Source organism: Streptomyces sp. NPDC001530 (assembly GCF_042894545.1).
Taxonomy (GTDB): Bacteria; Actinomycetota; Actinomycetes; order Streptomycetales; family Streptomycetaceae; genus Streptomyces.
The window spans coordinates 407902-426164 of sequence record NZ_JBIAVS010000005.1; the positions used below are offsets into that span (position 1 = coordinate 407902).

Genomic DNA, 18263 nt, shown 5'->3' on the forward strand with positions numbered 1-18263 from the left:
TGTGGGCCTGCGTGCGGCAAGGGGGCGGCATCCCACCCGTCATAGCTGTGGGCAGGCGTGCCGCTAGGGGCGATGGGGGTCCCCCTGTTCGAGCGAAGTCGAGAACTTGGGGGAGGGTGGGCACTGGGGGTACCTCCTGCTCGAAGGGCTTGGGGGGAGGCACCTCGTAGGCGCCGAGTTGCGCACCCACCCCAAGCCCAGCCCCCACGCCGGGCGCCTCTGCGAGAGGCGCCCGGCCCGGCTACCGCAACCCCGCCGCGATGTCCCGCAACGCTTCGGTCGCCCACCGCTGCAACCCCGGCCCAAAAGTAACCCGCGTCGCCCCGAGTTCCCCCAGCTCGGAAACCGAGGGCCCATCAAGCCGGGCGAACACATTCACCGGCCCCTGGATCCCCGCCCGTAACAGTGGAAGCACATCAATGGGCGCCCCGATCGGATACACACAGTCGGCCCCCGCGGCGACGTACCGCGCCGCCCGCTCGATGGCCCGCTCGGCATCCGCGTCCCCGTACGCGAACACGTCGACCCGAGCGTTGATGAACAGCTGGTCACCCGCGGCGCCCCGCACCTCCGCCAGCCAGTCGGCGTGCTCTGCCGGGTCCTTGAGGACACCCTCGTTGGAGTCCTCGAGGTTGCAGCCGACCGCGCCCGCCTCCAGCAGCCGCTCCACCAGTTCCTTGGGCGCGAGCCCGTAACCGCCCTCGACGTCCGCGGACACGGGCACGTCGACGGCCCGTACGATCCGCGCGACCGCCGCGAACATCTCGTCGGCGGGCGTCGCCCCGTCCGCGTACCCGAGCGAGGCGGCGACCCCGGCGCTGGGCGTGGCGAGCGCCGGGAACCCGGCGTCCGCGAACACGCGCGCGCTCGCGGCGTCCCAGGGCCCGGGCAGGACCAGCGGCTCGTCCGGGAGGCGGCCCCGGTGCAGCGCGCGGAAGGTCTCGGCCTTGCTGACCCCGTAGCTCACCATTCCGTGCTCCCCGCCGGGATACGACGGCTGACCATCAGCCGGTTCCACCCGTTGATGACCGTGATCAACCCGATGAGATGCGCCAGTTGGCCCTCGTCGAAGTACTGTGCGGCCCGCTCGTACACCGCGTCCGGCACGAAGCCGTCCGTCAGGACGGTGACGGCCTCGGTCAGCGCGAGCGCGGCCCGCTCGCTCTCGCTGTAGAGGCCCTCGGCCTCCTCCCAGGCGCTGAGGAGCTGTAACCGGTCCTCGCTCACGCCGTGCTCGCGGGCGAGCGCGAGGTGCATGTCGAGGCAGAACGCGCAGTGGTTGAGCTGCGAGGCGCGGATCATGACCAGCTCCGCGAGCGCCGGGTCCCCGAGCCCCTTCTTCGCGGCGGCACTCAGCGACTGCATCGCGGAGCGGACACCGGCGTCCAGGTGGGTGGTGCGCGCCGTCACTTGTACTGCCCCGCCTGGTAGTGCCCGGGCACGAGACGGCAGGTCACGCCGAACCGGTTCCACGCGTTGATCACCGTGATCGCGGCGATCAGCTGCGCCAGCTCGGCCTCCTCGAAGTGCTCGGCGGCGTGCTCGTACACCTCGTCCGGCACGAAGCCGTCCGTCAGGACCGTGACCGCCTCGGTCAGCTCGATCGCCGCGAGCTCCTTCCGCGTGTAGAAGTGCTTCGACTCCTCCCACGCGCTGAGCTGCACGATCCGCTCGACGCTCTCGCCCGCCGCGAGTGCGTCCTTGGTGTGCATGTCGAGACAGAACGCGCAGTGGTTGAGCTGCGAGGCGCGGATCTTCACCAGCTCCAGGAGCACGGGGTCCACGCCCCGCCGGGCCGCCGCGTCGAGCTTGATCATCGCCTTGTAGACGTCGGGCGCGAGCTTGGCCCAGTTCAGCCGGGGGCTGCGCTCCGGGGCGTACTGAACGGCCTCGCCGGTCTTCGTGCTCTCGTCGGTGTGGGTCGTCTGGGTCGTCATGTGATCGACCCTACGAGCGGAGTAGCCCAGGAGTATGGTCCATTCCCATGGCAGAAACATGGGCCACTTTGAGGGTCGAAGGGGTCGACCTGCACGTCGAACCGACAGGGGCCGGCGTCCGCAGAGGCCTCACGGACGCGCTGCGCGAGGCGGTCCGCAGCGGCCGGCTGGCCCCCGGGACCCGCCTCCCGTCGTCCCGCTCGCTCGCCGCCGATCTCGGCATCGCCCGCAACACGGTCGCCGACGCGTACGCCGATCTCGTCGCCGAGGGCTGGCTCACCGCACGCCAGGGCTCGGGCACGAGGGTGGCCGAGCGGACCGTCGTACGGCCGGCCCCGGAGTCGGCGCCGCGCAGACGCGAGCAGGGGCGCCCCACCTACGACCTCGTCCCCGGCAGCCCCGACCTCGCCGCCTTCCCGCGCACCGCCTGGCTCAAGGCGGCCCGCCGCGCACTGACCGCCGCGCCGCACGACGCCCTCGGCTACGGCGATCCGCGCGGCCGCCCCGAACTGCGCACCGCCCTCGCGCACTACCTCTCCCGGGCCCGGGGCGTACGGGCCGATCCGGACCGCATCGTGATCTGCTCCGGCTTCTCGGACGGCCTGACCCTGCTGGGGGCGGTGCTGCGCGGGCGGGGCTTGCGCACGGTGGCCGTGGAGTCGTACGGCCTGGACGTCCACTGGAACCTCCTGCACCGCTCGGGCCTGCGTACGACGCCCCTTCCCTTCGACGAACTCGGTCCGACACAGGCGACTTGACGGGCGTACGGGCGGTCCTCCTGACCCCCGCCCACCAGTTCCCGATGGGCGTGCCGCTCCACCCGGACCGCCGGGCCGCCGTCGTGGACTGGGCCCGCCGCACCGGCGGGCTGATCCTGGAGGACGACTACGACGGCGAGTTCCGCTACGACCGCCAGCCCGTCGGCGCGCTCCAGGGCCTCGACCCTGATCGCGTGGTCTATCTGGGCACCGCCAGCAAGTCCCTGGCTCCCGCGCTGCGGCTGGGCTGGCTGGTGCTGCCCCCGTCGCTCGCGGACGAGGTCACCTCGCTGAAGGGCGGCGGGGGCTGGTCCACCGGAGCCCTGGACCAGCTCACCCTCGCGGAATTCATCACCTCCGGCGCCTACGACCGGCACGTCCGCGCCGCCCGTCTTCGCTACCGCCGCCGCCGGGACGCCCTGGTCGCCGCCCTCGCCACGCGCGCCCCCGCCGTCCACGCCACCGGCATCGCGGCCGGCCTCCATGCCGTCCTCCAACTCCCGCCGGGCACCGAACAGTCGGTGGTGCAGGCCACCGCGTGGCAGGGCCTCGCCATCCACGGCCTGTCCCGCTACCGCCACCCCGACGCGACCCCCGAGCCCCTCGACGCCCTGGTCGTGGGCTACGGCACCCCACCGGACCACGCATGGTCGGGAGCGTTGGACGCACTGTGCCGAGCGCTTCCTTGAGGGTCCGCTCGCTCCTCAAACGCCGGACGGGCTGAAGGATTCAGCCCGTCCGGCGTTTGAGGACGAGCGCGTCAGCGCGATACGGGGGTCTGGGGGCGGAGGCCCCCCAGGTACGGGACGGGTAGGGGCGGAGGGGGCGAAAAAACCTACGCCTCCCCACCCGGCGCCTCCCCGAACCGCGCCAGCGCCAACGCCCCCGCCACAGCCACCGCAAACCCGAGAACCGCCAGCCACTCCAGCCCCTCCCGCGTACGGTCCCCCAGCCACACCACCCCCACCACCGCAGGCCCGATGGTCTCCCCGATGACCAGCCCGGCGGTAGCCGTCGTCACCGACCCCCGCTGCAAGGCCGACGTGAGCAGCAGAAACGCCGCCCCTCCACCCAGCAGCAGCGCATACGTCGCCGGATTGCTCAGCAGCGCGCCCAAATCGAGGTCGTCAATCAGCCGCACCGCCACCTCGACCACCCCGAACCCGAACCCGGCCCCCAGCCCGAGTGCGAGCGCCCGCCCCCGCTCGGGCAGCCGCCCGCCCACGAACCCCAGCAGCAGCACCGCGACAGCCGTCGCCAACATCGCGTACTTCAACGCCGTGGACCCCGTCTGCTCCCCCTCCGTCCCGGACGCCAGACCCAGCATCGCGAGCCCCGCGCACACCACCCCCACCGCGCCCCACTCGACCCGGCTCAACCGCACGCGCAGCAGCCGCGCGGCCACCACCGCGGTCACGGCGAGGCTCGAGGCGAGCGCCGCCCCGACCGCGTAGATCGGAATCGAGCGCAGCGCCGCGATCTGCAGCAGAAACCCGACGCCGTCGAGCGCGAGCCCCGCCAGATACCGCCACTGCCGCAGTGCCCGCAGCAACAACGCGGCGTCGCCGCCCCGCCCGCTGTCGGCCGCGGCGCGCGCGGCCATCGCCTGCAACACCGTCGCCGTACCGAAACAGACCGCCGCGCCAAGGGCGCACATCATTCCAAAGAGCACGAAGTGACTGTAGGGGACGGCGAATCGCGGGGGGCCGCCTCACGCTCGTCCCAAGCGATCTCTAATCTGATCACCTTCAGCAAGCGAACGAACTGAACAGATCAAACGCACCGCTCAGAACAAACCGCTCAGAATCAACGCATCGCTCAGAACAACGGGGGAACGGACATGGCAGACGCACGACGCCAACTGCGCTCGGGCACGGTCGTACTCGGCGGCATGGGACTCCTCGCGGCCGCGCTCACCGCCTGCTCCTCGGACCCCGACAAGCGCTGCGTCGACCGCGACAGCTACACCCTCACCAAGGGCTACAAGGTCGTCGCCGACAAGAACTGCAAGTCGACGAAGACGTCCGTCAACGGCTCCTGGTACTACGGCGGCAAGAAGAAGAGCGGCTGGGTCGACGGCGGCTCCTTCACCAAGCCCAGCAAGGGGTCGGGCAGTTCGAGCGGCGGCAGCCACGGCAGCGGCGTCGACCGCGGCGGCTTCGGCAGCGGCAAGGGCAGCTCCGGCGGCTGAGCGCCCGGGACACACGGACGCGATCGGACTCGTACGCCATGGAACGCCGCACCATCGACCCCCGCCCCGGCTGGCAGCAGACCGTCGAGGAACAGGGCCTCATCTATCCGCTCACCCTCCCCCAAGCTCTCGAATCCGCTCGAGCAGGGGGGACCCCCATCCCCGACGACGCCTGGCTTCCCTACTGGGACGAGAGCGCGTACTACGTCTTCTCGCTCCCCGAGGTGGAGGCGCTGGAGGAGGTCGTCGAGGAACTGCACCGCATGTGCCTGGCGGCGGCCGACCACATCGTCACCGCACACCGCTTCGCCGACCTCGGCATCACCGACCCGCGCGTCGTCGAACTCGTCGCCGATGCCTGGCACCGCCGCGCCGAACTCCCCTCCGTCTACGGCCGTTTCGACCTTCGCTACGACGGCACGGGCCCGGCCAAGCTCCTCGAATACAACGCCGACACCCCGACCTCCCTGGTCGAGGCCGCGAGTCCCCAGTGGTTCTGGATGGAGGACCGCTTCCCCGGCGCCGACCAGTGGAACTCCCTCCACGAACGTCTCGTCGCCGCCTGGAAGAAACAGGCCGCCCTCCTGCCGCCCGGCAGCCCCCTCTACTTCGCCCACTCCGCCGCCGACGAACTCGGCGAGGACCTGATGACGGTCGCCTATCTGAAGGAGACCGCGGAACAGGCCGGCCTCGACACCGACTGGATCTCCATGGAGGAGATCGGCTGGGACTCCCTCTCCGGCCGCTTCGTCGACAACCAACTCCGCTTCATCCGCAGCTGCTTCAAGCTCTACCCCTGGGAGTGGCTCACCACCGACCGCTTCGCCGACCACGTCCTGGACACCCTCGACAACGGCGGCGGCACGGGCACGACCCTGTGGATCGAGCCCGCCTGGAAAATGCTCCTCTCCAACAAGGCCCTCCTCGCCATCCTCTGGGAGCTGTACCCGGACCACCCGAACCTCCTCCCGGCCTACCTCGACGGCCCCCGCGAGCTGGCCACCACCAAGGGATACGTGGCCAAGCCGCTCCTCGGCCGCGAAGGCGCCGGGGTGACGGTCCACGAACCGGGCGCCGCCCCCGTCGTACGCGAAGAGCCCTGCTGTTACCAGGAGTTGGCCCCCCTCCCGTCCTTCGACGGCAACCGCGTCGTCCTCGGCGCCTGGGTCGTCGAGGACGAGTCGGCGGGCCTCGGTATCCGCGAGTCCTCCGGCCTGATCACCGACGAGTACGCCCGCTTCCTGCCGCACGTGATCCTTTAGCCATCGAGTACGGCCAGGTAGGGCATCCTCTAGGCCCCCAGTACGTCACGGAGTTGGGCGAGCCCCCAGTCCAGGTCCTCCTTGCTGATGACCAGGGGCGGGGCGATCCGGATCGTGACGCCGTGGGTGTCCTTGACGAGGACACGCCGGTCCATCAGCTTCTCGGAGATCTCCCGTCCCGTGCCGTACTCCGGGGCGATGTCGACGCCCGCCCACAGCCCGCGCCCGCGCACCTCGGTGACATGACCCGTGCCCGTGAGCAGGCCCAGCTCGTGGTGCAGATGCTCGCCGAGCTCGGCGGCCCGCCGCTGGAACTCGCCCGACCGCAGCATCGCGATCACCTCCAACGCCACCGCACAGGCCAGCGGATTCCCGCCGAACGTCGACCCGTGCTCCCCGGGCCGGAACACCCCGAGCACCTCACGGGACGACACCACCGCCGAGACGGGTACGACCCCACCGCCGAGCGCCTTGCCCAGCACATACACATCCGGCACGACCCCCTCGTGGTCGCATGCGAAGGTCTTCCCCGTTCTGCCGAGCCCCGACTGGATCTCGTCCGCGATGAACAGCACGCTCCGCTCACGGGTCAGCTCCCGTACCCCCGCCAGATAACCGGGCGGCGGCACCAGCACCCCCGCCTCGCCCTGGATCGGCTCCAACAGCACGGCGACCGTCTCCTCGGTGACCGCCTCCCGCAGCGCCGCCAGATCCCCATACGGCACGATGTCGAAGCCCGGCGTGTACGGCCCGAAGTCCGCCCGCGCCTCCGCGTCCGTGGAGAAGCTGATGATCGTCGTCGTACGGCCGTGGAAGTTGTCGCTCGCCACGACGATCCGCGCCCTCCCGTCCGGGACGCCCTTGACCCGGTACCCCCACTTCCGGGCCGTCTTCACCGCGGTCTCCACCGCCTCCGCGCCCGTGTTCATCGGCAGCACCATCTCCATGCCGCACAGCGCCGCCAGCTCCCGGCAGAAGTCCGCGAACCGGTCGTGATGGAACGCCCGCGACGTCAGCGTCACCCGCTCCAACTGCGCCTTCGCCGCGTCGAGCAGCCGCCGGTTGCCGTGTCCGAAATTCAGCGCCGAGTATCCGGCCAGCATGTCGAGGAAGCGGCGTCCCTCGACATCCGTCATCCAGGCCCCGTCCGCCGTTGCCACGACGACCGGCAGCGGGTGGTAGTTGTGCGCGCTGTGCGCGTCGGCCGCGGCGATGAACGCCTGCGTCGTCTCCCTAGCGGTCACGGGATCTCCGTTTCTTGACGAGCGGCACCAGGGGCGTCCCCGAGCACGGGGGAGCGGCGCCCACGAGTGGCTTGTGGCCTGTTTTCTCTTGTGGCTCATTTCCTATCGTCGCTCGCATGGTGGACTCGGGAACCCGGCGATCCGGCGCGCCCGGTAGGCTGACCGGCGGGGCCGTGACTGGCGCGCTGGGATGGGACCGACCATCGGGGAGCGGCCCCACGCCGCGTTTTCCCGGGGGACAACCCCGGACCCCCGGCCGGAAAGACAGGTCGGCCGAGGGGCCCGGAGTGTCCACACGAGGAGACCCGGCAACCGAGTGCCGTGCGCCTGGGCCGACCCGTGAACGCTGAACGCCACGTCCGGAGGCCGTCATGCCAGAGCCCCTCTCCACCGAGTCCACCGCCTTCCGCAACGCCCTCGAGGTGATCCGGGCCGTGGAGCCCCGAGTCGCCGACGCCATCAGCCAGGAGCTCGCCGACCAGCGCGACATGCTCAAGCTGATCGCGTCGGAGAACTACGCCTCCCCGGCCACCCTCCTGGCCATGGGCAACTGGTTCAGCGACAAGTACGCCGAGGGCACCATCGGCCGCCGCTTCTACGCCGGCTGTCGCAACGTCGACACCGTCGAAGCCCTCGCCGCCGAACACGCCCGCGAACTCTTCGGCGCCGAGCACGCCTACGCCCAGCCGCACTCCGGAATCGACGCCAACCTCGTCGCCTTCTGGGCCGTCCTCGCCGCCCGCGTCGAGGCCCCCGCCCTGGAGCGGGCCGGCGTCCGCAACGTCAACGACCTCTCCGAGGCCGACTGGGCCGAGCTGCGCCAGGCCTTCGGCAACCAGCGCATGCTCGGCATGTCCCTGGACGCCGGCGGCCACCTCACCCACGGCTTCCGCCCGAACATCTCCGGCAAGATGTTCGACCAGCGCTCCTACGGCACCGACCCCGCCACCGGCCTCATCGACTACGAGGCCCTGCGCACCTCCGCCCGTGAGTTCAAGCCGCTGATCATCGTCGCCGGCTACTCCGCCTACCCCCGTCTGGTGAACTTCCGCATCATGCGCGAGATCGCCGACGAGGTCGGTGCCACGCTCATGGTCGACATGGCCCACTTCGCGGGCCTGGTCGCCGGCAAGGTCCTCACCGGCGACTTCGACCCCGTCCCGCACGCCCAGATCGTCACCACCACCACGCACAAGTCACTGCGCGGCCCGCGCGGCGGCATGGTGCTGTGCGACGAGACCCTCGCCGAGCAGGTCGACCGCGGCTGCCCGATGGTCCTCGGTGGCCCCCTTCCCCATGTCATGGCCGCCAAGGCCGTCGCGCTCGCCGAGGCCCGCCGCCCCGAGTTCCGCGACTACGCCCAGGCCGTCGTCGACAACTCCCGCGCCCTCGCCGAGGGCCTGATGCGCCGCGGCGCCACGCTGGTCACCGGCGGCACCGACAACCACCTCAACCTGATCGACGTCGCCTCCTCCTACGGCCTCACCGGCCGCCAGGCCGAGTCCGCCCTGCTCGACTCGGGCATCGTCACCAACCGCAACGCCATCCCCGCCGACCCCAACGGCGCCTGGTACACCTCCGGCATCCGCATCGGCACGCCCGCGCTGACCACCCGTGGTCTGGGCACGGCCGAGATGGACGAGATCGCCGGTCTGATCGACCGCGTCCTCACCGCCGCCGAGCCCGGCACCACCGCCAAGGGCAGCCCGTCCAAGGCCCAGCACGTCCTGGACCCGAAGATCTCCGACGAGATCTCCCACCGCGCCACCGACCTGCTCGCCCCCTTCCCGCTCTACCCGGAGATCGACCTCGGCTGACGCACCCAGCACCCCCACCTCACCGGGGCTACAAGTCGATCAGCTCCTGTCGTGGTTCCCGCGGCGGTCCGGCAGCTTCACGCCGGGCCGCCGCGCGGCGTATCAGGAGGGCGCCACCGGCGCCTAGGGCCAGGCCCGCCGCCAGCCCGGGTATCGCCCACCCTGCACGCCGCGCCGCATCCGGTTTCGAGACAGCCACCGACGCGCTTCCGGAGCCGAACAGCCTCCCCTGCTCCTCCAACTGCTCGAACACCGAGAGCGGTGCCCGATGCCAGCGGATGTCGTCGTCCTCCACGTCGGGCGAGGGATCCGACCGCACCCAGGGCGTGCCGTCCGCCGCGAGGAACACCTGGTCCTGGCGCTCGATGGCGACATCGCCGCCGGGCGCGCTGTTGGTCTGCGGCCAGCCGCCGACGCCGGTCAGCCCCCAGATCACCGTGGCCCGCACCTTGGGGAAGCGGCCCGCCACCCAGGCCTCGGGCACCGTCTCGGTCCCCGTGTACTTGGGCGACAGCAGCCGCCAGAGCCGTACGAAATCCTGTTCTCCCGAGCGCAGGGTGGTTGTCCGCCCCGTGTCACCGGCGACGACCAGGGCCAGATCTGGTGTGTCGGCCCGTGCGTACAGGGTGGTGCCCGTCGAGGCGTGGGCCCCTGGTGTGCCGAGCGCGACCAGCGCAAGCGCCCCGGAAGCCAGACACAGAAGCGATAACCTCGCCCTCGCCCGTCTGACGTGAAGCTTCATCCGACCCCCCTCATGCCCGCCCCCTCATGCGTCCCCCCTCGTCATCCGTCCCCCCTTATGGCCCGCACCTCACATGTCCCCCCGCCATCAGTCCCCTCGTATGGCCCGCACTCACGCGTCCAGCAACTCCTGCCGAGGCTCCCCCTTGCGAGGCAGCCGTACTCGGGCCAGCAGGGCCCCGGCCGCCGCGCCCGGTATCGCCCACCACCAGTCGGTGCCGTTGTCGGTCGTGGCACGGGCGGCCGTCGTCGTGCGCGGCTGTTCGGTGGGTGTGGGTGTGGTGCCGGAGTCATCCGGCGTCTGCAAGGGGGCCGGGAGGATTCCCCCGCCGCCCTCGGACGACGGCTTGCCCAGGACGCCGAGCTTCTTGAACAACGCCCGCACCTGGGCCGGGTGTTCGGCCTTGTGCCAGTAGCCGTTCATGCTCGGCAGGTCGGTCGTCGTGTGTATCCAGACGTCTTTGCTCCGCGGTGAGTCCGGATACACGCGGTCGACCCGCCATGGCGATACGTCATGGACCAGCCATGTGACATTGAGCTGATGTCCGGCCGCCGCGCCCAGTCCCGGCGGCTCCTCTCGGGTGCCCGCGCCCGGCTCGCCCAGCAGTCGCGTCAACTCCTCGTACTCCTTGTCCGAGTAGTACAGCGACGCGCTCTCCGCGCTCTCCGGTGAGACCACCAGCACGCTTGTCGGGCCACCGGCCATCGCGGACGGCGCCCCCAGCAGCACCGCCACGAAGGCCACCGCCAACGCCCCCATCACCGCGAGCAGTTCACGAAGTCTGCGCATCCGAACCCCCAACCAGCCGGTCGATCCACGTGCAGCCCGCCCGCACGCCGTGTGTCACTTCTGGTACACCGCTCGACCGGTCGGGGTTCCCACATGGCGCCGACCAATTTTCCGGCTGGTCCGACGGCCTCATGTCCGACGACTTCTCCGACTACTTCAGCTTCTCCGACTACTTCAGCGACTTCGCGATCTCCACCGCCCGCGCCTTCGAGGCCACTGCCTCGAGCCGGAGGGTCACGTCACCGTCGTGCATCCACAGCAGCGTGGGCCCCGCGGTCCGCTCGGAGCGGGTGAAGCGGTCGCCGTCCGCGTCGATCAGCCAGAAGCTCAACAGGTGCGGCTTCGGAAACCACAGCGCCGGATTGCCGTACTCCTCGTCTCCGCCCAGCGACACCCACTCCGGCGGCTCCCGCACCGTCTTGGCGAAACCGATGTCCAGGCGCGCCGGATACTCGTCCAGCCGGACTGTCTGTCCGTGCTCGCGCCAGCACAGGCTCATCAGGAGCCGCCCCTTCGGCTCGCGCGTCACCGTCACCGCGTCCGGCGCCCCGAGGGCGTCGGGCACGAGCGGCGCGAACCCGGCCCGCCGCTCGGCCTCCGCCGGCGTCAGCGAAGGGCCGCACCCGGGCACCTGGGCCCCGGGCGAGGGCATCGCCGACGGGTCGTACCGCACCTCGACTCCGCCGAAGCCGAACCAGTCGACCACCGCGGCGCGCACCGGAGGCGTGAGCACGAGGACGGTCAGCACACCGCACAGGCCCGCGGTCAGCGCGCGCCAGCGCATCCGCGCCCAGCGGCGCACCGACCGGAGCCGCTCGCCGGGTCCCGGCGGCTCGGCGACCGGGACCGGCATCCTCTCGGCGAGTATCTGCTCCAGCACCCGCTCGACCATCGACTCGTTGCCGTCGCCACCCGGGCCGTCCAGCGACCGCCCGAGCGCCCGCAGCTCCTCGGGCAGCCGCGAGACACCCTCGCGGGCACCCCGCCCCCGGTCGCCGGAGGGCTCCGCGCCTCCCCCCTCGTACGACCCGCTCATGTCACTCATGCTCATCACCTCCTTCCCGAGGCTCCCCGGGTTCGAAATCCGGCAGCAGTCGGCCGAGCTTGCGCAGGGCGCGGTTGAGGCGGGACTTCACCGTGCCGCGTGGCCAGCCCAGGGCCTGGGCCGTCTCCGGTTCGTCCATCTCCAGGAGATAGCGGTAGGTGACGACGAGGCGGTGCTCCTCGCTCAGCTGCTCCAGGGCGGCCAGCAGTGCCGCGCGACGCTCTATCTCCAGCGCCGCGACGGCCGGGTCCGCCGATTCCGGTATCAGCGGCTCCGCCTCCGCGAACGCGGCCTCCCGGCCGGCCAGCGTCCGCTGGCGCACCGCCGTCCGCACTGTGTTCCTCGTCTCATTTGCGACGATCGAGAGCAGCCACGGCTTGAACGCCGCGCCGTCCCGGAAGCGCCCCAGCGAGCAGTACGCCTTGATGAAGGCCTGCTGCACCACGTCCTCCGCGTCCGCACCCGCCCCCAGCGCCCGGGCCGCCCTGATCGCGATGCCCGTGTGGGCACGGACCAGCTCCGCGTACGCCTCCGGCTCACCGGCGCGTACGCGTGCGATCACCACGGCCTCGTCGACGACGATGCGGCCCCCCTCCCGCGTCCTCACACTCTTGCTACACCGCTCGGGGCCGATCGGTTCCCACCTGTGTCACATCTGTTTCCGACCAGTTCCGGACCCGGCCCCCGCACCTGAGAGAATGGGCCCATGGCCTCTGATCGTCCCCGCGTGCTCTCCGGAATCCAGCCCACCGCAGGCTCGTTCCACCTCGGCAACTACCTGGGCGCCGTCCGCCAGTGGGTGGCTCTGCAGGAGTCCCACGACGCGTTCTACATGGTCGTCGACCTGCACGCGATCACCCTTCCGCAGGACCCCGCGGACCTGCGCGCCAACACCCGGCTCGCCGCCGCGCAGCTGCTCGCCGCCGGTCTCGACCCGGAGCGCTGCACGCTCTTCGTGCAGAGCCATGTCCCCGAGCACGCCCAGCTGGCCTGGATCATGAACTGCCTCACCGGCTTCGGCGAGGCGTCCCGCATGACGCAGTTCAAGGACAAGTCCGCCAAGCAGGGCGCCGACCGCGCGAGCGTCGGCCTCTTCACGTACCCGATCCTGCAGGTCGCGGACATCCTGCTGTACCAGGCCAACGAGGTCCCGGTCGGTGAGGACCAGCGTCAGCACATCGAGCTCACGCGCGACCTTGCCGAGCGCTTCAACGGCCGCTTCGGCCAGACGTTCACGGTCCCGAAGCCGTACATCCTCAAGGAGACGGCGAAGATCTTCGATCTTCAGGACCCGACGATCAAGATGAGCAAGTCGGCGTCGACGCCGAAGGGCCTCATCAACCTTCTCGACGATCCGAAGACGACCGCCAAGAAGGTCAAGAGCGCGGTCACCGACACGGACACCGTCATCAGGTATGACGCGGAGCAGAAACCGGGTATCAGCAACCTGCTGACCATCTACTCGACCCTCACCGGCACCGGTATCGCGGAACTGGAGCAGAAGTACACAGGCAAGGGCTACGGTGCGCTCAAGACGGACCTCGCCGAGGTCATGGTCGACTTCGTGACGCCGTTCCGGGAGCGCACCCAGCAGTATCTGGACGACCCGGAGACGCTCGACTCGATCCTGGCCAAGGGCGCCGAGAAGGCGCGTGCCGTCGCCGCGGAGACGCTCTCCCAGGCGTACGACAAGGTCGGCTTCCTGCCCGCCAAGCACTGACCGCCGAGGCCACTGCCGCACTGACAGCGACACCGCTGTCGTACGGCAGCGGTACGGCACCCAATACCACAGCCCGTTCGGCAGTCAGTACGAGACGAGCGCGACACTCGTACGACCGCCGACAGCGGGCCGCACCGCCGTACAGTCGATAGCCGAACAGGCAGGACAGCCACCCCTGCCCGCGCGGAAACAGCGGACCACCGGACCATCGAACAACGACAGGAGACGACGTGGGGACCGTAACGATCGGCGTGTCGATCGCGGTCCCGGAGCCTCACGGCAGCCTGCTCCAGGAGCGGCGCGCGGGCTTCGGCGACCCCGCGGCTTCCGGCATCCCCACGCACGTCACGCTGCTGCCGCCGACGGAGGTGGACGACTCGGCGCTGCCCGCGATCGAGGCGCATCTCATCGAGGTCGCGGCCGCCGGGCGCCCCTTCCCGATGCGGCTGTCCGGCACGGGCACCTTCCGCCCGCTGTCGCCCGTCGTGTTCGTACAGGTCGTCGAGGGCGCCGAGGCCTGCGCCTGGCTCCAGAAGCAGGTCCGGGACGCGTCCGGGCCCGTCGCGCGCGAGCTGCAGTTCCCCTACCACCCGCACGTCACGGTGGCGCACGGCATCGACGACGAGGCGATGGACCGGGCCTACGCGGAGCTGTCCGGGTACGAGGCCGAGTGGCCCTGCGCAGGGTTCGCGCTCTACGAACAGGGCGCGGACGGCGTCTGGCGCAAGCTGCGCGAGTTCGCCTTCCGCGGCGCGGTGGTGCCCCCACAGGCGAGCGCGCCCGAGCGGGACACCACACTGCCGACCCGTTAGGACGTCCTGCCGGCACCATCCGTCGGCACGAACTGGCGGCACGACGCGTCGGCGGAACGTCAGATCGGCAGCCGCCGGAACACCGGTCGCGGTACGTGCCGCAGCGCCGACATCACCAGCCGCAGCGCCCCCGGCACCCACACCGTCTCCGACCGGCGTCGCAGCCCCGTCTCCACGGCCGTCGCGACCGCCTCCGGGGTGGTGGACAGCGGTGCCTGCGGCAGGCCCGCCGTCATCTTCGTACGGACGAATCCGGGGCGTACGACCATCACGTGCACGCCCGTGCCGTGCAGCGCGTCGCCCAGGCCCTGCGCAAAGGCGTCCAGGCCCGCCTTGCTGGAGCCGTAGATGAAGTTGGCCCGGCGGGCGCGCTCGCCGGCGACCGAGGAGAGCACCACCAGGGAGCCGTGCCCCTGCGCCTGGAGCGCCCGTGCGCACACCAGACCGGCCGACACCGCGCCCGTGTAGTTGGTCTGCGCGACCCGTACCGCCTGCGCGGGCTCCTTCTCGTCGCGCGCCTGGTCGCCGAGCACGCCGAACGCCAGCAGCACCATGTCGACGTCGCCGTCCGCGAAGACCTTGCCGAGCACGGTCTCGTGGGATGCGGGGTCGAGGGCGTCGAAGGCGAGGGTACGGGCGTCCGCGCCCATCGCGCGCAGCTGCTCGGCGGCTTGCTCCAGGGCGGGCGAGGGCCGTCCCGCGAGCCACACCGTGCGTGTGCGCCGGATGACCAGGCGGCGCGCGGTGGCCAGCGCGATCTCGGACGTGCCGCCGAGGATCAGCAGGGACTGGGGGATACCGAAGGCGTCCTTCATGAAAACCACACTCCTGGGGGCCGAAAAACAAAACCGCGCTCTTAGGGGGGCGTGACAAAAACCGCGCTCTTAGGGGGACGTGACATCAGACAAGGGGCCGCGACATCACAGACTCAGGCGCCGGGACAGGTCCGACGTGAACACGCCACGCGGGTCCAACTCGGCGCGCAGCTTCCGGAATTCGGCCAGCCGCGGATACATCCCGGCCAGCAGCTCCGGCCGCAGCCGGGAGTCCTTCGCCAGATAGACGCGGCCGTCCGCGCCCGCCACCTCCTCGTCCAGGTCGTCGAGGAAGGCGCCGAGCCCGGTCAGGTTCGCGGGGATGTCCAGGGCGAGGGTCCAGCCGGGCATGGGGAAGGACAGCCAGCCCGGATCGCCCTCTCCGAAGCGCTTCAGTACCGCGAGGAAGGACGGGCACCGGCGTTCGGAGATGAGCTGCACGATCCGGCGCAGGGCCTCCTCGTGCCCGTAGGGGACGACGAACTGGTACTGGACGAAGCCGCCCCGCCCGTAGACGCGGTTCCAGTGCGGCACCCCGTCGAGGGGATGGAAGAAGGTCGGGATCTTCTGCAGTTCACCGGCACGCGCGCGTGGTGCCTTCCGGTACCAGAGCTCATTGAAGAGGCCCACGGTCGTACGCCCCAGGAGTCCCTCCGGGACGAAGACGGGCGCGGAGGGGAACCGCGCGGGACGGAACGTCAAGGGGTGTCTACGCGCGCGTGGAGGCAGGGCGTCCAGCGGCGCGTGATCGCCGCGGGTCAGCACCGAGCGCCCCATCGACGTCCCGCGCGCGAGCAGGTCGATCCAGGCGACCGAGTACCGGTAGCGGTGGTCCGTGGCGGTGAGGCGGGCCATCAAGTCGTCCAGGTCCGCCGCGCGTTCGGTGTCGACGGACATCAGCGAGGTCTCGACGGGCTGGAGCCGGACGGTCGCCGTGAGGATCACGCCGGTCAGGCCCATGCCGCCCGCCGTGGCGTCGAAGAGGGGCGTGCCGCGGCCGACCGTATGGATCTCGCCGTCCGCGGTGAGCAGCTCGAAGGAGAGGACGTGCCGGGCGAACGAGCCCGACACATGGTGGTTCTTGCCGTGGATGTCCGCGCCGATCGCGCCGCCGACGGTCACATAGCGGGTCCCGGGTGTGACCGGCACGAACCAGCCGAGGGGGAGCAGGACTTCCATGAGCCGGTGCAGGGACACCCCCGCGTCGCACAGGACGGTGCCGCCGTCCACGTCGATCGCGTGGATCCGGTCCAGTCCCGTCATGTCGAGCACGGCCCCGCCGGCGTTCTGCGCGGCGTCCCCGTAGGCCCGTCCGAGGCCCCGGGCGATGCCTCCGCGCGTCCCGCACGTCCGGACCGCGGCCGCCGCCTCCTCGTACGTGCGCGGGCGGATCAGACGGGCGGTGGTCGGGGCGGTGCGGCCCCAACCCGTGACGGAGACGGTGTCGGCAGGCATGACCGTGACCGTAGCGCCGGTCAATGCCGGTAATGGTGCATAACACCCCAATCACCCCGAGCCTCACGGCTCCTCACCGAAATGGGTGATTAATGGGATGTCGTCCTAGATTGCCGTAATTCTGCGGCCACTCCCTAGAAGAGTGAGATCGCATGGACGACCTTGACGACCCTGACGACATGGATCGACGGCTTGACGGCATGGACCGTCGGCTCGATGACGTGGACCGTCGACTGCTGTCGGCAGTCCATGAGTGCGGCATGGATCCGCGGGTGGCGGCCGTCGCGCGCGCCCTGTCCTGGAGCGGGGAGCACGGCGCGTTGTGGCTCGCGGCGGGGCTCGCCGGGGCGGCCGTCGACCGTGAGCGGCGCGGTGCTTGGTTGCGCGCGACGGCGCTCACCACCACCGCGCACCTCGCCAGCATGGGGGTGAAACGGATCGTGCGCCGCCCGCGCCCCGCGCACGTGGTGCCGTTGGTACGCACGGCCGGACGGCACTCCTTCCCGAGCTCGCACGCCACGTCCGCGGCGGCCGCGGCGGTCGCGTACGGCGCGCTCGGCGCCCACGTGATCCCCCCGCTCGCCGCCGCGATGTGCGTCTCGCGCATCGTCGTCGGCGTCCACTACCCCTCGGACGTCGCCGCCGGTGCCGCCTTGGGGGCCCTGACGGCCCGTCTGGGCGCCCGCTGGGTCGGGGTGGGGCATGACTGAGCGGACGGCGGTCCTGGAGCGCTCACCGGCCGCACCGGCGCCCGCGAAGGGCCTCACCGGCCTCGCCCGGGGCCTGCTGAAGACCGCCCGCCCCCGCCAGTGGGTGAAGAACGTGCTGGTCGTGGCCGCCCCGGCCGCCGCGGGGCAGCTCTTCTCCCGGCACGCGCTCACCCAACTCGCGCTCGTCTTCACGCTGTTCACGGCGTGTGCCGCCGCCGTCTACCTGGTCAACGACGCCCGGGACGCCGCCGCCGACCGCGCCCACCCGGTCAAGCGCCACCGCCCGGTCGCCGCGGGCCAGGTCCCCGTGCCGGTCGCGTACGCCATGGGGGGCGCCCTCGCGGTTCTCGCGCCGACCGCCGCCGCCCTGCTCTGCTCGCCGGCCGTCGCCGCGCTGCTGACCGCGTACATCGGCATGCAACTGGCGTACTGCGTCAGCCTCAAGCACGTCCTGGTCGTGGACCTCGTCGTCGTGACGACCGGATTCCTGATGCGCGCGATGATCGGCGGTCTCGCCCTCGGCATCCCGCTCTCGCGCTGGTTCCTGATCACCACCGGCTTCGGGGCGCTGTTCATGGTCTCCGCGAAGCGGTACTCCGAGGCCGTGCAGATGGCCGAGAAAGCGGGCGCCACGCGCGCGTTGCTCACCGAATACACCACCGGCTATCTGCGTTTCGTCTGGCAGCTGGCCGCCGGGGTCTCCGTCCTTGGCTACTGCCTGTGGGCCCTGGAAGAGGGCGGCGTGCCGCACACGAGCGTGCTGCCGTGGCGGCAGCTGTCGATGGTCGCCTTCATCCTGGCCATCCTGCGGTACGCCGTCTTCGCCGACCGGGGCACGGCGGGCGAACCCGAGGACGTGGTCCTGCGCGACCGCGCGCTCGCGCTCATCGGGCTGGTGTGGCTCACGATGTACGGCCTCGCCGTGGCGAACTGGTGAGCCTCGTGCAGCGGCTGAGCCTCGTGCAG

General features: G+C 71.1%; 18 protein-coding genes and 1 pseudogene. 8 read left to right on the forward strand and 11 right to left on the reverse strand.

What is annotated here, in order from left to right:
- Positions 1 to 241 precede the first annotated feature (241 nt).
- Genes ACFY0T_RS12470 through ACFY0T_RS12480 form a run of 3 tightly spaced genes read right to left on the reverse strand, consistent with a single transcriptional unit; the run spans position 242 to position 1937 of the window.
- Positions 242 to 970, reverse strand: a complete 729-nt coding sequence (locus ACFY0T_RS12470) for an isocitrate lyase/phosphoenolpyruvate mutase family protein (protein ID WP_388868039.1) — start codon at positions 968 to 970, stop codon at positions 242 to 244.
- Entirely contained in the window at positions 964 to 1410 is a 447-nt protein-coding gene (locus tag ACFY0T_RS12475) for a carboxymuconolactone decarboxylase family protein (RefSeq protein ID WP_388868042.1), read from the reverse strand. Before ACFY0T_RS12475 ends, ACFY0T_RS12470 begins: the two co-directional genes overlap by 7 nt.
- Complete coding sequence (locus tag ACFY0T_RS12480; protein WP_388868045.1) at positions 1407 to 1937, reverse strand: carboxymuconolactone decarboxylase family protein; 531 nt, start codon at positions 1935 to 1937, stop codon at positions 1407 to 1409. Before ACFY0T_RS12480 ends, ACFY0T_RS12475 begins: the two co-directional genes overlap by 4 nt.
- Positions 1938 to 1984: 47 nt before the next feature.
- On the opposite strand from ACFY0T_RS12480, the pseudogene ACFY0T_RS12485 reads away from it, so the two are divergent.
- A pseudogene (locus ACFY0T_RS12485) lies at positions 1985 to 3384 on the forward strand (PLP-dependent aminotransferase family protein).
- A gap of 146 nt (positions 3385 to 3530) precedes the next feature.
- Here the strand turns inward: ACFY0T_RS12485 and ACFY0T_RS12490 are convergent.
- A complete protein-coding gene (locus ACFY0T_RS12490; RefSeq protein ID WP_388868289.1) occupies positions 3531 to 4355 on the reverse strand; it encodes a DMT family transporter in 825 nt (274 codons plus the stop codon).
- 180 nt (positions 4356 to 4535) lie between these two features.
- Between ACFY0T_RS12490 and ACFY0T_RS12495 the strand changes: the two genes are divergently transcribed.
- Positions 4536 to 4886, forward strand: a complete 351-nt coding sequence (locus ACFY0T_RS12495) for a hypothetical protein (protein ID WP_388868048.1) — start codon at positions 4536 to 4538, stop codon at positions 4884 to 4886.
- A 38-nt stretch (positions 4887 to 4924) separates the two neighbouring features.
- Positions 4925 to 6148 (forward strand): glutathionylspermidine synthase family protein, encoded by a 1224-nt coding sequence (locus tag ACFY0T_RS12500; RefSeq protein ID WP_388868051.1) that lies wholly within the window; start codon positions 4925 to 4927, stop codon positions 6146 to 6148.
- A gap of 29 nt (positions 6149 to 6177) precedes the next feature.
- Here the strand turns inward: ACFY0T_RS12500 and rocD are convergent, their stop codons facing one another.
- The gene (rocD, locus tag ACFY0T_RS12505; protein WP_388868054.1) at positions 6178 to 7392 is read right to left on the reverse strand and encodes an ornithine--oxo-acid transaminase; all 1215 of its coding nucleotides are present in this window, start codon (positions 7390 to 7392) and stop codon (positions 6178 to 6180) included.
- Positions 7393 to 7763: 371 nt separating this feature from the next.
- On the opposite strand from rocD, the gene ACFY0T_RS12510 reads away from it, so the two are divergent.
- The gene (locus tag ACFY0T_RS12510) at positions 7764 to 9209 is read left to right on the forward strand and encodes a glycine hydroxymethyltransferase (RefSeq protein ID WP_388868058.1); all 1446 of its coding nucleotides are present in this window, start codon (positions 7764 to 7766) and stop codon (positions 9207 to 9209) included.
- 28 nt (positions 9210 to 9237) lie between these two features.
- Here ACFY0T_RS12510 and ACFY0T_RS12515 read toward each other — a convergent pair whose 3' ends face one another.
- The 4 genes from ACFY0T_RS12515 to ACFY0T_RS12530 all read right to left on the reverse strand — a co-directional run bounded on the left by ACFY0T_RS12515 (position 9238) and on the right by ACFY0T_RS12530 (position 12392).
- On the reverse strand, positions 9238 to 9951 hold the full coding sequence (locus tag ACFY0T_RS12515) for a hypothetical protein (protein WP_388868061.1): 714 nt from the start codon (positions 9949 to 9951) through the stop codon (positions 9238 to 9240).
- A gap of 111 nt (positions 9952 to 10062) precedes the next feature.
- Positions 10063 to 10740, reverse strand: coding sequence for a hypothetical protein (locus tag ACFY0T_RS12520; protein ID WP_388868064.1), 678 nt, complete (start codon positions 10738 to 10740; stop codon positions 10063 to 10065).
- A gap of 169 nt (positions 10741 to 10909) precedes the next feature.
- Positions 10910 to 11776 (reverse strand): hypothetical protein, encoded by an 867-nt coding sequence (locus ACFY0T_RS12525; protein ID WP_388868291.1) that lies wholly within the window; start codon positions 11774 to 11776, stop codon positions 10910 to 10912.
- Between the two features lies 1 nt (position 11777).
- Positions 11778 to 12392 (reverse strand): RNA polymerase sigma factor, encoded by a 615-nt coding sequence (locus ACFY0T_RS12530; RefSeq protein WP_388868067.1) that lies wholly within the window; start codon positions 12390 to 12392, stop codon positions 11778 to 11780.
- 99 nt (positions 12393 to 12491) lie between these two features.
- Here ACFY0T_RS12530 and trpS point away from each other — a divergent pair, with 99 nt between their 5' ends.
- Positions 12492 to 13505, forward strand: coding sequence for a tryptophan--tRNA ligase (gene trpS, locus ACFY0T_RS12535; RefSeq protein ID WP_388868070.1), 1014 nt, complete (start codon positions 12492 to 12494; stop codon positions 13503 to 13505).
- A gap of 230 nt (positions 13506 to 13735) precedes the next feature.
- Entirely contained in the window at positions 13736 to 14317 is a 582-nt protein-coding gene (locus ACFY0T_RS12540; RefSeq protein WP_388868073.1) for a 2'-5' RNA ligase family protein, read from the forward strand.
- 59 nt (positions 14318 to 14376) lie between these two features.
- Here ACFY0T_RS12540 and ACFY0T_RS12545 read toward each other — a convergent pair whose 3' ends face one another.
- Both ACFY0T_RS12545 and ACFY0T_RS12550 read right to left on the reverse strand, forming a co-directional pair.
- Positions 14377 to 15132: a decaprenylphospho-beta-D-erythro-pentofuranosid-2-ulose 2-reductase gene (locus ACFY0T_RS12545; protein WP_388868076.1), complete on the reverse strand. Its 756-nt coding sequence runs from the start codon at positions 15130 to 15132 to the stop codon at positions 14377 to 14379.
- Positions 15133 to 15237: 105 nt separating this feature from the next.
- Positions 15238 to 16587 carry an FAD-binding protein gene (locus tag ACFY0T_RS12550; protein ID WP_388868078.1) on the reverse strand — a complete coding sequence of 450 codons (1350 nt, stop codon included), beginning with the start codon at positions 16585 to 16587 and terminating at the stop codon, positions 15238 to 15240.
- 179 nt (positions 16588 to 16766) lie between these two features.
- Here ACFY0T_RS12550 and ACFY0T_RS12555 point away from each other — a divergent pair, with 179 nt between their 5' ends.
- Together ACFY0T_RS12555 and ACFY0T_RS12560 are read left to right on the forward strand one after the other, a co-directional pair.
- A complete protein-coding gene (locus ACFY0T_RS12555) occupies positions 16767 to 17297 on the forward strand; it encodes a phosphatase PAP2 family protein (protein WP_388868081.1) in 531 nt (176 codons plus the stop codon).
- Positions 17290 to 18234 carry a decaprenyl-phosphate phosphoribosyltransferase gene (locus tag ACFY0T_RS12560; protein WP_388868084.1) on the forward strand — a complete coding sequence of 315 codons (945 nt, stop codon included), beginning with the start codon at positions 17290 to 17292 and terminating at the stop codon, positions 18232 to 18234. The genes ACFY0T_RS12555 and ACFY0T_RS12560 overlap by 8 nt, the downstream gene beginning before the upstream one ends.
- Positions 18235 to 18263 lie beyond the last annotated feature (29 nt).

What these genes read in the sequence shown, in the direction of transcription:
- ACFY0T_RS12470 (WP_388868039.1), bottom strand. Translation starts at nt 970, where the DNA reads ATGGTGAGCTACGGGGTCAGCAAGGCCGAGACCTTCCGCGCGCTGCAC.
- ACFY0T_RS12480 (WP_388868045.1), bottom strand. Translation starts at nt 1,937, where the DNA reads ATGACGACCCAGACGACCCACACCGACGAGAGCACGAAGACCGGCGAG.
- ACFY0T_RS12490 (WP_388868289.1), bottom strand. Translation starts at nt 4,355, where the DNA reads ATGATGTGCGCCCTTGGCGCGGCGGTCTGTTTCGGTACGGCGACGGTG.
- ACFY0T_RS12495 (WP_388868048.1), top strand. Translation starts at nt 4,536, where the DNA reads ATGGCAGACGCACGACGCCAACTGCGCTCGGGCACGGTCGTACTCGGC.
- ACFY0T_RS12500 (WP_388868051.1), top strand. Translation starts at nt 4,925, where the DNA reads ATGGAACGCCGCACCATCGACCCCCGCCCCGGCTGGCAGCAGACCGTC.
- ACFY0T_RS12510 (WP_388868058.1), top strand. Translation starts at nt 7,764, where the DNA reads ATGCCAGAGCCCCTCTCCACCGAGTCCACCGCCTTCCGCAACGCCCTC.
- ACFY0T_RS12515 (WP_388868061.1), bottom strand. Translation starts at nt 9,951, where the DNA reads ATGAAGCTTCACGTCAGACGGGCGAGGGCGAGGTTATCGCTTCTGTGT.
- ACFY0T_RS12520 (WP_388868064.1), bottom strand. Translation starts at nt 10,740, where the DNA reads ATGCGCAGACTTCGTGAACTGCTCGCGGTGATGGGGGCGTTGGCGGTG.
- ACFY0T_RS12525 (WP_388868291.1), bottom strand. Translation starts at nt 11,776, where the DNA reads ATGAGCGGGTCGTACGAGGGGGGAGGCGCGGAGCCCTCCGGCGACCGG.
- trpS (WP_388868070.1), top strand. Translation starts at nt 12,492, where the DNA reads ATGGCCTCTGATCGTCCCCGCGTGCTCTCCGGAATCCAGCCCACCGCA.
- ACFY0T_RS12545 (WP_388868076.1), bottom strand. Translation starts at nt 15,132, where the DNA reads ATGAAGGACGCCTTCGGTATCCCCCAGTCCCTGCTGATCCTCGGCGGC.
- ACFY0T_RS12550 (WP_388868078.1), bottom strand. Translation starts at nt 16,587, where the DNA reads ATGCCTGCCGACACCGTCTCCGTCACGGGTTGGGGCCGCACCGCCCCG.
- ACFY0T_RS12555 (WP_388868081.1), top strand. Translation starts at nt 16,767, where the DNA reads ATGGATCGACGGCTTGACGGCATGGACCGTCGGCTCGATGACGTGGAC.
- ACFY0T_RS12560 (WP_388868084.1), top strand. Translation starts at nt 17,290, where the DNA reads ATGACTGAGCGGACGGCGGTCCTGGAGCGCTCACCGGCCGCACCGGCG.